Here is a 12,957-nt window from a genome sequence, read left to right on the forward strand (position 1 = left end):
CTCTTCACCCTTTTCTATATAAACATTTTTAAATCTTTACTGATTTTTAAATCCGCACCAGTATGTTTGATTACATCCTCTACAGTATATGGACTCATTATTTCTTTAAGCACTAATGAATTATTAACAACTTCAATAACAGCCATTTCCGTTATGATTAAGTCCACACAAGATTTAGAAGTTAATGGCAAACTACACTCTTTCACGATTTTTGGATTCCCAGCTTTATCCGTATGATTTATTACGACAATTACTCTTTTAGCCTTTTGAGCTAAATCCATCGCTCCACCGATTCCCGGTACACGTTTTCCAGGTACAATCCAGTTTGCCAAATCTCCTTTTTCACTTACTTGTAATGCGCCTAGAACAGTTAAGTCTAGTAAACCCCTGCGTATAATTCCAAATGCCGTAGCACTATCGAAATAGCTAGCACCTTTTATGGCAGTAATTGGGAAACCACCTGCATTACATAAATTTTCATCTTCTTTTCCTTTTTCAGGACTCGGTCCGATCCCCATAACTCCATTTTCAGCATGGAACATAACATGAACATCTTCTGGTAAGTAATCAGGAACGATGGATGGAATCCCAATCCCCAAATTTACAATCATTCCATTTTTAATTTCCTTTGCAGCTCGCTTCGCAATTTTTTGACGAAAGTCTATTCCCATGCCCATTTCCAGTTCACTCCTTCCGATGAAATTATGTAATCAACAAACACACCTGGAGTTACAATTTCCTCTGGATTTAGCGTACCAAGTGGAACAATTTCTTCTGCCTCAACAATTGTAATATCCCCGGCCATAGCCATATGAGGATTCATATTCCTTGCACTCTTGTCAAAAACCAAATTTCCAAATGGATCAGCTTTCTTTGCAAATATAATACTGACTTCTGCATTTAGAGCTTCTTCAACTAGAAATTGTTTACCTTTTACAAATACTTTATCTTTGCCGTCTTCTGCCATACTATCAAGACCTACATCTACTAGCACTCCTCCAAGTCCCATTCCGCCTGCTCGGATACGCTCCGCTAGAGTACCTTGTGGAGAAAATTCAACTTTTAGCTTACCTTCCGTCATTAACTTTCCGGCAAACGGATTTGATCCAATATGAGATGTAACAATTGATCTCACTCTTTCATTTCTTACCATCCTTCCAATGCCAATATCCGGAAATCCAGTATCATTACAAATTAAGTCAATATCCTTTATTTCACTTTCTAATAATGCTTGAAGTAAAGTTGGCGGTGAACCGACTCCTCCAAAACCTCCAACCATTAGTGTCATTTCATCATGAAAAAAAGGAAGGATTTGTTCCATTGTCGCTATTTTTTTATAAGTATTTTCAACTAGATTCATACACTTTCCCCCTTAGCTGTATATGTTAATTGGGATTGTTCCATTTCCAATTCTGTTAAACTTTCCGTAAGAATTTGAAGTAATTCATCCAGTTCTCCATAAGTAATGGTTAAAGGTGGAGCAATCATGAAGGCTGAATCTTCTTTTCCATTTTTTCCCGCAACGGAAGGGTATAATAGCAAGCCTTTATTCATTACTTTTTGAATAAACGCACTTGATTTTATGTTACTTATAAATTCGATGCCGATTAATAAGCCTTTTCCTCTAACATCTCCAATGATTGAAAATTTCTCTTTTAATCCTTGGAGTTTATTCATTAAATAGTTACCTTTTTCTTCTGCAGCTTGTACTAAATTATGTTTCTCAACATATTCAATAACAGCTAAGGAAACTGCTGCTGATAATGGGTTTGCACTAAATGTATGCCCGCTCATTACAAGTTTTGAGCCTCGCATAATTGGTTCGATCACTCGATCGCTTGCAATAGTCGCAGCCATTGGTGTGTACCCAGAAGTTAATCCTTTTCCAAGTGTCACAATATCAGGCTGGACACCCCAGTGCTCCATTGCAAACATTTTTCCAGTACGACCAAGGCCAGTCATAACCTCGTCTGAAATTAGTAAAATATCATATTTTTCACAAATGGCTTTTATTCTTTGGTAGTAACCTTTAGATGGCACGATTGCACCACCTGCAGCACCAATTATTGGCTCAGCAATAAATGCTGCAATATGCTCAGGACCAATTCGATCAATGGCTGTTTCTAGTTCAGATGCACATGCTAAATCACAAGATGGGTGTTCTAAGTTGAAAGGACAACGATAGCAATATGGTGGTGAAACTGAAGGATATTCCTCCAATATTGGAACAAAACGCTGACGACGTAAAGGGTGCCCCGACATGGATAAAGCACCAATTGTTATGCCATGATAACTCATCCAGCGTGAAAGGATTTTATTCTTACCTTTTTTACCCTTCTCTTGGTAATGCTGTATTGCTAGTTTCATAGCAGTTTCTGTAGCTTCAGTGCCGCTATTAACAAAGAATGTCCAGTTTAAATCACCTTGAGTAATTTCACTTAGCTTCTTTGCTAGCTTCTCAGCAGGTTCACTTGTAAACTGTGAACGGTAGACAAATGATACTTGTTTTGCTTGTTCAGTCATCACATTAATAATCTCGTCAACGCCATGACCAATCCCTACGGTAATTGCACCAGATGAACCATCAATGTACCGATTTCCATCTTTATCAAATAAGTACACACCTTCCCCATGTGAAATCATAGGGTAATGCTGACCAAGCAATGGTTTTATTAAATAATCTCGATCCATCTTATCCCCACCCCTTTTTTTATAAAAAACTAAAAAGCCAGTCTACTAAATATTGGAAATTTAAATAGAGGCTTTTTTTTAGTATTCTTGCTTTCTGAAATACTTCCTTTTTATTTTTTTTAAACTTAAACAACTGTTTAAAAAAACTAGTTGGCTGTATTAGTTTCCTTAACAAAAGATTTATACCTTTAGTTACCTGCTTTAACTGATAACCATATACATATTTATATAAAAAATTTGTATCAAGATCAGTTGGCGGTGAAGAGTGAAAATGGTTTTATCAGAGCAGATTAGAGCTGAAATGGACGGTCTAATAGATAAGATTAAGTTGGATCAGTCCGATGATGGTTCGTGGAGATATTGTTTCGAAAGTGGTCCTATGACAGATGCCTATATGATTATTATTTTAAGAACACTTGAATATAACGATGAAGATTTAATTAAGACACTAGTAAATCGTTTATTAATAAAACAAGACTCAAGCGGTGCTTGGAAACTTTTTGACGATGACTCAGGAAATTTATCTGTGACTGTTGAGGCATACACTGCACTACTATTTTCAGGTTATATCGAAATTTCGAATGAAAAAATGAAGAAAGCAGAAGAATTTATTCGCCAAAATGGTGGATTAGAAAGTGTACACGTCTCAACAAAATTCATGCTAGCTTTACATGAATTGTATCCATGGCCAAGTTTTTTTCCAATTCCTCTTCTCTTAATGAACGTACCCAAATCTTTTCCTTTGTCCTTCTATAAATTTAGCTCTTACGTTCGATTTCACTTTGCACCACTTTTAATATTAGGACATAAAAAGTTTACGACTAAAAATAAATGGACACCTACTATACAACATTTATTTACAAACAATAAATTAAAAAAGATTAGCAAAAAACGAAGATTCCCTGCGTTTAAAATTCCTTTTATTAAAACATTTTCAAAAATAGGAATTAAAAAGGCTGAGGAATATATTATTCAAAATATTGAAAGGGATGGGACATTATCTAGTTATGCTAGCGCGACGTTTATTGCAATTTATGCACTTCTTTCGTTAGGTTATGAAGTTACTTCGCCCGTAATTCAAAATGCTGTTTTAGGCATAAAATCTTTTCTATTTGAGTTGGATGATTCTCATCATATTCAAAATTCCCCTTCTACTATATGGGATACAGCACTTACTAGTTACGCTTTACAGGAGGCAGATGTACCATTAAATGATGAGGCTATTCGTTCCTCGGCTAACTATTTACTCTCTCTACAACTTAAGATTGTCGAGAATAATAGTACTATTGGTTTAGGAGGATGGGGATTTTCAGACAGTAATACCCAAAATCCAGATGTAGATGATACACAAGCAGTTCTAAGAGCGACAACTACTCTATCCTTGATCGATGACGATTATAGAAAATCGTGGAATGCTGGTGTGAAATGGTTATTTGAAATGCAGAATAAAGATGGTGGATGGGCATCATTTGAAAAAAACAGTAGTAAATACTTAAAACTCATCTTCCCTATCCAAAACTTTGTTGATACTGCAATTGATCCATCAACGGCAGATTTAACCGGTCGAACAATCGAATTTTTAGGTTCAAAATTAAAACTAAATATGAATCATCCAAGAATTGAAGATGGGGTTGATTGGTTAGTAAATAATCAAAATGAGGATGGTTCCTGGTACGGTCGCTGGGGTATTTCATATATTTATGGAACATGGGCAGCGATAACTGGTATGAAAGCAGTCGGAATACCTTCAAATCACCCTAGTATACAAAAAGCCAACAGTTGGTTACTTAACATAAAGCAGCTTGATGGTGGTTGGGGTGAATCGTGTAAAAGCGATATTGAAAGAAAATATATTCCTCTATCTTTTTCTACAGTTGTTCACACATCATGGGTAATCGATACACTGATTTCTATAAACGACTATCCTACTAGTGAAATTGACGAGGGAATTCTAAATATTTTAAACTGGTTAAAAACCCCTGATAAGCGAATGACCTACCCAACAGGTGGCGGTTTACCAGGTCATTTTTATATAAATTATCACAGCTATCATTCAATTTGGCCTTTATTGACTTTAAGCCATTATCTAAAAAAATATAAGACAAGTGACTAATTTACAATTTCTAGTTAAACGCCTTGTCCTTATTTTCTTTGACTGCATATAATACACTGTTTCTTACAAAAAAATATATGAGCGTATGTCAATATAGTTAATGGTTTAAACAATAAAGGAGTGGCTTTATGGGAAATCTTGACCCAAGTTTAATGAGAGAATTTTGTGGAAAAGTTTGTGATCCTCGTCATTTTCCACGTATTTATCGTATTCTTCGATCATACCGTCGTAACGATTTAAAAAGTCGAGAAGGCGCATGTCATATGATCGATAGACTATCGGAATGTTGCGGATCAACAATAACTGAAGCACAACGTGAAAACGCGGCACAGTGGCTAATGAACTGTGACGTAAACCCACAAGATCCATCTCATCAAAAAGAAATGTGGAATATGATCAGAAACAGCAGAAGACGTTCTTGGTTTTAATTAACTATAGACAATAATATGTATTATAAAAGCCTATGAAATTTCTCTTAAAAGGAAAATTTATAGGCTTTCGTGCGTGAAAACCCGCATGGAATATCGGATTCCTAGCGGGTTTTTTCCGTTTTATTAATATATCAACCAGAACTGGTAATATATCAACGGCCAATAGCAATATATCAACGGAGTTCACAACTTTATCAATATAGTTCACATTGTGTTCGTACGGATCCCAACATATTTTGTTCGCATATTATCCATTTCCCGCCGCTTAATTCAATAAATGTTTGTACCCATCCATAAAAACATGGCCAGCAAAGTAAAGGAAAATAATCGCTGCAATAAATGAAAAGATATTAAGTATTTTTGGGCCAACTATATACTCGGCTTTTTTCACAACGACTGGTAAAAAAAGTGACCATAATAAGTTAAATAAAAAGAAACCACCAAAAAAGAAAAAGATGTCGGTTTTAGAGTGGTTATTGATTGTTGCAGAAATGATACTTCCCCCAACAGTTGCAAACCAAATAAAACCAGATGGGGATGAAGCTGTTAAGGCAAATCCTTTAAAGTAATGTTTAAAAAGTGATCCTTTTTCTATACTATCATCTGCTTCTAAGTTTAAGTTTCTTTCCCTAAACGCATCCTTTAACATGAGATACGTCATATATACAAGGACTAATGTACCACCTACCCAAAGTGTATATTTAACGTATATATTATTCAGTAAAAGGGATAGGCCTAAAAGTGATAAAATTGCATAAAGCATGTCTGAAGTCGTCGCCCCTAACCCCATATAAATACCAGGGGTAACACCTTTCGTTAAGCTCGTTTGTATAACAGCGACATTTGCAACACCTATATCAAAGCATAGTGACGCAGATAGAACAAATCCAACCATAAAAAGTTCCATTATACTAATTCTCCTATATTTAAACATTTAAATGTATATTATATAGCTTGCGAGAATCTTTTAATATAGTTTTTTACTACCTTAATTTTCTTTTCCATAACAAAAACAAACCCCCTCTAGGAAATATAATTACCTTGAGGGGGGTTGTCATCTATAAGTAGTCTTTAACCTCAAAACTTTCCCTTAACCAAGTCCACGAACCGATAATCCACCATCACTAGAAATAACTTCACCAGTAATAGCACGTGACTGATCTGAAGCTAAAAGTACATATGCTGCAACATGATCTTCAGGCATTTGAGCTAGTTGAAGTGGATTTCGTCTTTTTATATTGCTTGCTTTTGTTTCATTGTCTACGGATTTAGTAAAGTTACGTAAAGGTGGGATCACTGTTAGTGCTGTTAAAGTCCCTCCTGGAGCTACTGCATTTACTCGAATATCTGGTGCTAGTTCGAATGCAAGTTGACGCATTAAACCGATTTGAGCATGCTTACTTGCCGTGTACCAAACGCCACCGCCGTCTGGGTAGAAGCTTGCACCTGATACAGTGAAAATGATATTACCATTTGTTTTTTGTAATTCTTCTAGCGCTGCTTTTGCACCGAAAAATGAGCCTTTTACATTTATATTTAAAAGAAAATCGTATGCTTCTGAAAGAGCCTCAGGTGTTACGTCTGCAAATTTAGCGAATCCATCGAAAACGCCAGCATTTGCAATAAAGACATCTAGTTTACCGAACTGTTCAACAGTAGCTTTTACAGCTCGTTCATTGTCTTCATATTTACTTACATCACCTTGAATGATTAGGAGATTGTCATTAAATTCTTCTTTCATTTGCTCGAGTGTTTCAAGAGAGCGGCCGATAATACTTACCTTTGCTCCTTCTTGAATGAAACGTCTTGTAACAGCTGCACCTATTCCTGATGCGCCGCCTGTAACTAACACAACTTTATCTTTTAATAACATAACTTAGCCTCCTCTATTAAACAAAGATTGCAAGATTTCTAGTATTAATGGTTGTCTGGTCTACAATAAATACACGTTTGGAAAGCTTCCATTTCCCATCTTCATATGTAAACTCGTCATTACGTTCCCCTGAAATTAGATCATGATGAATATCTGTGCTGCGGCTTCGATAAATAAGTAAATAGCTCTTAACTACTGCCTTTTCCTCTTTTACTAGCTCTTTTACGCTCACATTACTTACAAAACGGCGGGTTCTTGAAGGAGGAATTTCCGCCCATGCATAATCAGTTTTCAATCGGTCCACTCGAAGCTTTAATAGTTCAATATCATCATTAAACGTAAACATCTCTGTTGAATAATCCGGGCGTTCAGTTCCTTCTTTATTGACGCGCACAGGCATTTGATAGACTAAATTTGTGTGCATTAAGCTAAACCAATCATCAAATTCAATATCATCAAGTAATTGCGCTTCATCAATTAGCCATTGTTCAAACTCTAATTTTGCTAATAATTTTTCGGTATTCATTTTCCTTCCTCCCCCCTTTATTACTTTGTCATTAATTCAAGCCAGTACTTATAGAAATTACGTTGGCTTGCTTCTGTAAATTTATCGTCATAAGCTACACCTGGGCCAATAAAGTCGACAGGCTCACGATGTAGTCCCATTGTATAGTTATAAGTCAAATTCTTTTGAAATGGCATTGGACCTTGGGCTGCTTCTGTGATGTCCGTAAATACTTCAGTATCATCTTGTTCAAAAATACCAGATGGACTAAATGTTAAGATAAAAGAATCTCTTGATCGATTCTTCCATTCCTGAGAAGCATTTTTCTCTACTAGCAACCACGCAATTACTTCCATCTTATTGTGGCTAATTGGTCTCCACATTCTAATTGAAGTATTCGAAATTAATTCGCCCTTAATTTTTGTGTGAGATATTAAAAATGACATGTTTGGAAATGCATTTCCAATCATATTTTTCAAGTTTGATAACACTTCATATTGTTCCTCTGATAAATTACTTTTATATTCATCTTTCAATTCTTCAGGAAAAGCAAAGTCAGGATTTGGTGTACCAAGGTTTAATCCATGTCCGTTTTCCGTATGGATTTGGTAACCGCGCTTCGAGTATGTTGCATTTGGTACCATACCTAATTTGGCAATTGAACCGTGAGTAACCATCGTATGGTAGGAATCACCTACAAAGTTATCAGAACCGACTTTCCAGTTTGATTTCACAATAAAACGTTGCGGAGCTCCAATTACTTCCATCTCAGCACGGCCCACTACAATATCTAAATACCACTTAAAATCACCGAGGAACTCTTCAAGAGGTTCTGCATTTTCGTCCCAATTTCCAAATATAAGTCCTTTGTATGATTCTAGCTTTACTTGGTGAAGACCCATTTTAGTTCGGTCAAGCCGATCTCCATAAATATCTTTTTGAAGTGGAACACCAACTAGTTCGCCTGTATTTTTAAAATTAAATCCATGGTATGGACATGTAAATAAAGTCTTGTTTCCTTTGTCAGCTCTACATAGCTTCATACCACGGTGAGTACACATATTATAAAATGCATTGATTTCTCCATTACTATCTCGTGAGATAATGATCGAGTACCCTGCAAGTTCACGTGTCATAAAGTCACCGGAATTTGGAACTTCAGATTCATGACCAAGAAAAACCCATGTTTTTAAAAATACTTTTTCATGCTCTAACTCGTAAACCGCTTTGTCACCTAGAAGATATGCAGGGATGCTTCCTTCATCTGGTTTGACCGTTTCGGATAAGTAATTTACTAGTTGCTCCTTTGACAGTTCATCTAAAGTTTTCTCTGTTATAATCATACTCGCACTCTCCTTTCATCTTTCGATTACCCGACTTGTACATAGTTATCTTTATTTTGTAATTTCGCCAAAACGCTTAACGCTGCTAAATAACTTGTTTTAGGATTATTTGGCATCGGATCATTTTCAATCTCAAGTTTTAGTTTCCCGAACGCACCAGAAGCTTCAATTGTATGACTATTTTTTATCACACTCGGATCAGCAATAATTTTTACTTTCGTATTGTTAGAGCCTAGTCCCGCTAACGATAATACAATTGCTACATTTATATTTCTTGGGTATAGTTTGATTGCTTCTGCTGCAGAGCCTTCAAACAAAATCGTTTCTTTTTCTAATGTATCTCCAGATAATGCTCCAGGTGGTTTTCTAGTTGTAATTGAAACGGTGTTTAAACCATTTACAGCTTTTGCTGACTTTAAAATATCTAAGCCGCCGATTGCTCCTGAAGGTAAGTAAACGTTCACACCTTTTTGAATACAAACCTCTCGAACTTTGTCTTCAAAAGAAGAATCAGCCATTACGCCAATACTACTTAGTAATAGATCTTTTCCAGACTCAAGAACTTTTATAGCGTACACCTCTGCTGCTTCAACTGTTGCAGCTTCAATGACTAAATCTACATCAGAATGAAGGAGAGCTTCTACATCTGTAAAAGCTTCTGTTTCAAAATCTTTCGCTAATTGGACGGCTGATTCTTCGCAGCGTGTATAAATTGAAACAATCTTTCCGCCGGGTAACATGCCGTCTTTATTAATTGCTTGCAGAAGAAATTGACCAATATTACCACACCCGATTAGACCTAATTTCATGTCTATTCACCATCCTCAATTTGCAAATCCGTATGAATCTGCAAAGAATTCCAATCCACAGTGTCTTGTTTCTCTTGATACACCACTTTCTTTTAACCCTGGGAAATCCAGTGCTAAATCGCTAAAGATGGTGTGATTATTATGAAAAACTGCTCCTGCTTCTAAACGATCTGCCATTTCAACTGCCAATTCTTCATTCTCAGTCCAAACAGATGCCCTTAAACCAAATTCACTATCATTTGCTAGTTTGATCGCTTCGTCAATCGTTGAAAAAGGTAAAATAGGAATGACTGGCCCAAATTGCTCTGCACGAACGATCTCACTTTGCTGGTCAACCCCTGTTACGATTGTTGGTAAGATGTAATATCCTTGTTCCCACATTTCAGGATTCAGTTGAATTCCGGCTGTTATTACATTTGCACCTGCTTTTTCAGCGCGTTCAATTAATGCATTTACATAGTCATATTGAGCTATATTATTTAATGGACCCATTGTTACATCAGGTTGAATACCATCGCCTACAACAATTCGCTCAAATTCTTTCTTTAATTTTTTTACAACTTCAACATATCTAGATTCATGTACATATACACGTTTAATAGCCGAACAAACTTGGCCAGCCGCTCGTAAAATACTCATTCTTAATCGTGTAATTGCTTCGTCATCTAAGTTAGCATCCTCTAAAATAATTGCCGGGTCATTTCCACCAAGCTCCATATAGACTTTTTGAAGATTTCCAGCAGATTTCTTCATAATATCTTTACCAGTTTGGGTACTTCCGACAAAAGCAATCGTACGAACTCGTGAATCAGAACAAAGTTTGTCACCAATCACTTTCCCTGAACCTGTTACAATATTAATAACGCCAGGTGGAAAATGTTCAGCCACTACTTTTAAACAAGTCATAATTGTTAACGGACAATTTGTCGCTGGTTTGACAACAACTGTATTCCCTGCTAAAACGGCTGGGATTACTCGCTTAAATGTTAAAATCATTGGCGAATTCCAAGGTGTAATGACTGCTGCAACCCCTCTTGATCTTCTTCTTACTTGAACTTTTTGATTGCCTGGAAGTAACTCCGGATTCCACCATTTAAGTAGTTCATCTGCTCCACCATTCATCACTTCAACACAACGTAATAAGTCTTTTTTAGCTTCTACAAGTGTTTTTCCATTTTCACGAACAAATAATGAAACATTTTCTTCAATGATTTTAGAAAGTTCATTAGCTGCTACTTTCATTCTTTCTACACGATCGTGAACTTCACTTTGTGACCAAGATTCAAATGCTTTCGATGCTGCATTAATAGCTTCGTTTACGATTTCCTCTGTACATAACGCAACTGTGCCGATTACTTCCGACTTATTTGCGGGATTAATAATATTAGCTGTTTCATTTATTTCTTTCCATTCACCATTTATGAGATATCTTCCTGATACAACCGGATATGTCGAAATCATATTGAATCTCCTTTATAATTTTTTAGGCTTAAAGCTTTCTGCTGCTCCTGGAGGTCCACCGAATGGTATTGCCATCGGTCCAACTGCTTCCATATCGACAACGATCATTGTCGGTCTTCTTCTTTCAGTTGCCTTCTTTATTTCTTTCACAAATTCGTCTCCTGAACCAATACGTGCTGCATCAAAATGCATTGACTCAGCTAGTTTTACAAAATCTGGACTTAATAAATTCACTGCTACTTGTCGTCCGTATGCTACTTGTTGAATATTTCGAAGTACTCCATAACCAGAATCATCAAATAACACGATAATAATTGGTAGACTTTCTTCAGCTGCAGTCACCATTTCACCTACGTTAACCATAAATCCACCATCACCGGCCATTAGTACGACTGTTTGATGAGGACGACCCACTTGTGCACCAATAGCAGTAGGAAGACCTTGACCGATTCCTCCACCAGATGCGTGAATAGATGTTCTAGGTTCGTAAATATCGAATATTCTACTTCCCCATACATTTGCCTGTACTGTAACATCTCGAACTAATATTGTATCTCTAGGTAAAACTTCTCTCATTCCATCTACAAATTGTTCAAATGGACCAAGTGTTTTACGAAGCTGCCCTCGTACTTCATTTCTTAAGCTGCGTACTTCTTCTATATAAGAAGGTAAAACCGAAATAGATTTTTCATCGATTTTATTAATCAGAGCTGATAAGATCTCTTTTGCATCTCCAACTAAACCAACTGTCGCTTTATAGTTACGATTAATTGCATTTAAATCCGCATCAATCGAAATATGTTCTTTAGGGACAGTTACTTTCCAGTTTGAAGTTTCATTTCCTCTGAAGCGAACTCCTACACTGATTAATAAATCTGCATTTCTCAAAAACTCTTTAGTAGACTCGTTGGCTGCAAAATGACCGATACATTGCTCGTGGTCTTCTGGAATCGAGCCTTTTCCTGATTGACTAGTAATAACAGCTGCACCAATAATTTCTGCTAAATTTGTTAACTCTTTTGACGCATTAGCAGAAATTACACCACCACCAGCCCAAATAACTGGACGTCGTGCTTCTAAAATTTTTGAGATTGCTGTTTCCGATATAACAGTTGTTAATTGCTGCTTATAAACATCCACTTGTACTTTCTCAATCGAAACATCCTCGATTATCGCTGATTGAAAGTCGATTGGAATTTCTAATGAAACAGGTCCTGTTGGCGCAGTTAATGCTTCTTCAATTGCTTTTCTTACTACTCCTGCTGTTTGATCTGGTCTTCTTAGTCTTATAGCATTTTTACAAGCACCGCTCATCATTGATAGCTGATCTTTACATTCATGTATATATCCTTTTCCTGTTCCAAGATAAGGTGAAGCTACTTCCCCAGTCAGATGAAGTAGTGGTACTCCAGCCGCCCAAGCTTCTACTAATGAACCAGCTGCATTTCCTGCTCCTGTTCCTGTGCTAGTAATGACAACTCCTAATTTCCCTGTCGCACGTGCATAACCGTCTGCCATGTTTACTGCACCGCTTTCACCGCGTGAACAAACTAATTTAATACTTCCATCCCTAAGGATCGCGTCATAGATTGGCATATTATGAATACTTACAATCCCAAAAGCGACTTCTACTCCAGCTTGAACTAGCTCTTTTACAACGGCATCCGCAGTAGTAAATACGATTTCATCTTGTTTTTTCATCTTAGTATCCTACCTTTGTCTAATAAATTA

General features: G+C 36.6%; 12 protein-coding genes. 2 read left to right on the forward strand and 10 right to left on the reverse strand.

The window, feature by feature from the left end; translation table 11 throughout:
- Nucleotides 1–14: 14 nt before the first annotated feature.
- The 3 genes from ACFCYN_RS05250 to ACFCYN_RS05260 are packed head-to-tail and all read right to left on the reverse strand — an operon-like array spanning nucleotide 15 to nucleotide 2,691.
- Nucleotides 15–677, reverse strand: coding sequence for a 3-oxoacid CoA-transferase subunit B (locus ACFCYN_RS05250; RefSeq protein ID WP_375947984.1), 663 nt, complete (start codon nucleotides 675–677; stop codon nucleotides 15–17).
- Nucleotides 662–1,360, reverse strand: a complete 699-nt coding sequence (locus tag ACFCYN_RS05255) for a CoA transferase subunit A (RefSeq protein WP_375947986.1) — start codon at nucleotides 1,358–1,360, stop codon at nucleotides 662–664. Before ACFCYN_RS05255 ends, ACFCYN_RS05250 begins: the two co-directional genes overlap by 16 nt.
- Nucleotides 1,357–2,691, reverse strand: coding sequence for an aspartate aminotransferase family protein (locus ACFCYN_RS05260; protein ID WP_375947988.1), 1,335 nt, complete (start codon nucleotides 2,689–2,691; stop codon nucleotides 1,357–1,359). The genes ACFCYN_RS05255 and ACFCYN_RS05260 overlap by 4 nt, the downstream gene beginning before the upstream one ends.
- A gap of 271 nt (nucleotides 2,692–2,962) precedes the next feature.
- On the opposite strand from ACFCYN_RS05260, the gene ACFCYN_RS05265 reads away from it, so the two are divergent.
- Together ACFCYN_RS05265 and ACFCYN_RS05270 are read left to right on the forward strand one after the other, a co-directional pair.
- Nucleotides 2,963–4,804, forward strand: a complete 1,842-nt coding sequence (locus tag ACFCYN_RS05265; RefSeq protein ID WP_375948024.1) for a terpene cyclase/mutase family protein — start codon at nucleotides 2,963–2,965, stop codon at nucleotides 4,802–4,804.
- A gap of 128 nt (nucleotides 4,805–4,932) precedes the next feature.
- Nucleotides 4,933–5,232: a hypothetical protein gene (locus ACFCYN_RS05270; RefSeq protein ID WP_172446821.1), complete on the forward strand. Its 300-nt coding sequence runs from the start codon at nucleotides 4,933–4,935 to the stop codon at nucleotides 5,230–5,232.
- A 268-nt stretch (nucleotides 5,233–5,500) separates the two neighbouring features.
- Here the strand turns inward: ACFCYN_RS05270 and ACFCYN_RS05275 are convergent, their stop codons facing one another.
- The 7 genes from ACFCYN_RS05275 to ACFCYN_RS05305 all read right to left on the reverse strand — a co-directional run bounded on the left by ACFCYN_RS05275 (nucleotide 5,501) and on the right by ACFCYN_RS05305 (nucleotide 12,927).
- Nucleotides 5,501–6,142 (reverse strand): LysE family translocator, encoded by a 642-nt coding sequence (locus ACFCYN_RS05275; RefSeq protein WP_172446820.1) that lies wholly within the window; start codon nucleotides 6,140–6,142, stop codon nucleotides 5,501–5,503.
- Nucleotides 6,143–6,325: 183 nt separating this feature from the next.
- Nucleotides 6,326–7,108, reverse strand: coding sequence for an SDR family NAD(P)-dependent oxidoreductase (locus ACFCYN_RS05280; RefSeq protein ID WP_098118096.1), 783 nt, complete (start codon nucleotides 7,106–7,108; stop codon nucleotides 6,326–6,328).
- Nucleotides 7,109–7,124: 16 nt separating this feature from the next.
- Entirely contained in the window at nucleotides 7,125–7,634 is a 510-nt protein-coding gene (locus tag ACFCYN_RS05285) for an aromatic-ring-hydroxylating dioxygenase subunit beta (protein ID WP_375947991.1), read from the reverse strand.
- A gap of 20 nt (nucleotides 7,635–7,654) precedes the next feature.
- Nucleotides 7,655–8,956 carry an aromatic ring-hydroxylating oxygenase subunit alpha gene (locus ACFCYN_RS05290; RefSeq protein WP_375947993.1) on the reverse strand — a complete coding sequence of 434 codons (1,302 nt, stop codon included), beginning with the start codon at nucleotides 8,954–8,956 and terminating at the stop codon, nucleotides 7,655–7,657.
- Between the two features lie 26 nt (nucleotides 8,957–8,982).
- Entirely contained in the window at nucleotides 8,983–9,765 is a 783-nt protein-coding gene (nadX, locus tag ACFCYN_RS05295; RefSeq protein ID WP_375947995.1) for an aspartate dehydrogenase, read from the reverse strand.
- A 15-nt stretch (nucleotides 9,766–9,780) separates the two neighbouring features.
- Nucleotides 9,781–11,226: an aldehyde dehydrogenase family protein gene (locus tag ACFCYN_RS05300; protein WP_375947997.1), complete on the reverse strand. Its 1,446-nt coding sequence runs from the start codon at nucleotides 11,224–11,226 to the stop codon at nucleotides 9,781–9,783.
- Nucleotides 11,227–11,238: 12 nt separating this feature from the next.
- The gene (locus ACFCYN_RS05305; protein WP_375947999.1) at nucleotides 11,239–12,927 is read right to left on the reverse strand and encodes a thiamine pyrophosphate-binding protein; all 1,689 of its coding nucleotides are present in this window, start codon (nucleotides 12,925–12,927) and stop codon (nucleotides 11,239–11,241) included.
- Nucleotides 12,928–12,957: the final 30 nt, after the last annotated feature.

Source organism: Gottfriedia sp. NPDC056225, from assembly GCF_042267765.1.
Lineage (GTDB): Bacteria > Bacillota > Bacilli > Bacillales > Bacillaceae_G > Gottfriedia.

Coding starts and splice junctions, on each gene's coding strand:
- ACFCYN_RS05255 (WP_375947986.1), bottom strand. CDS start 1,360: ATGAATCTAGTTGAAAATACTTATAAAAAAATAGCGACAATGGAACAA.
- ACFCYN_RS05260 (WP_375947988.1), bottom strand. CDS start 2,691: ATGGATCGAGATTATTTAATAAAACCATTGCTTGGTCAGCATTACCCT.
- ACFCYN_RS05250 (WP_375947984.1), bottom strand. CDS start 677: ATGGGCATGGGAATAGACTTTCGTCAAAAAATTGCGAAGCGAGCTGCA.
- nadX (WP_375947995.1), bottom strand. CDS start 9,765: ATGAAATTAGGTCTAATCGGGTGTGGTAATATTGGTCAATTTCTTCTG.
- ACFCYN_RS05275 (WP_172446820.1), bottom strand. CDS start 6,142: ATGGAACTTTTTATGGTTGGATTTGTTCTATCTGCGTCACTATGCTTT.
- ACFCYN_RS05300 (WP_375947997.1), bottom strand. CDS start 11,226: ATGATTTCGACATATCCGGTTGTATCAGGAAGATATCTCATAAATGGT.
- ACFCYN_RS05265 (WP_375948024.1), top strand. CDS start 2,963: ATGGTTTTATCAGAGCAGATTAGAGCTGAAATGGACGGTCTAATAGAT.
- ACFCYN_RS05270 (WP_172446821.1), top strand. CDS start 4,933: ATGGGAAATCTTGACCCAAGTTTAATGAGAGAATTTTGTGGAAAAGTT.
- ACFCYN_RS05290 (WP_375947993.1), bottom strand. CDS start 8,956: ATGATTATAACAGAGAAAACTTTAGATGAACTGTCAAAGGAGCAACTA.
- ACFCYN_RS05280 (WP_098118096.1), bottom strand. CDS start 7,108: ATGTTATTAAAAGATAAAGTTGTGTTAGTTACAGGCGGCGCATCAGGA.
- ACFCYN_RS05305 (WP_375947999.1), bottom strand. CDS start 12,927: ATGAAAAAACAAGATGAAATCGTATTTACTACTGCGGATGCCGTTGTA.
- ACFCYN_RS05285 (WP_375947991.1), bottom strand. CDS start 7,634: ATGAATACCGAAAAATTATTAGCAAAATTAGAGTTTGAACAATGGCTA.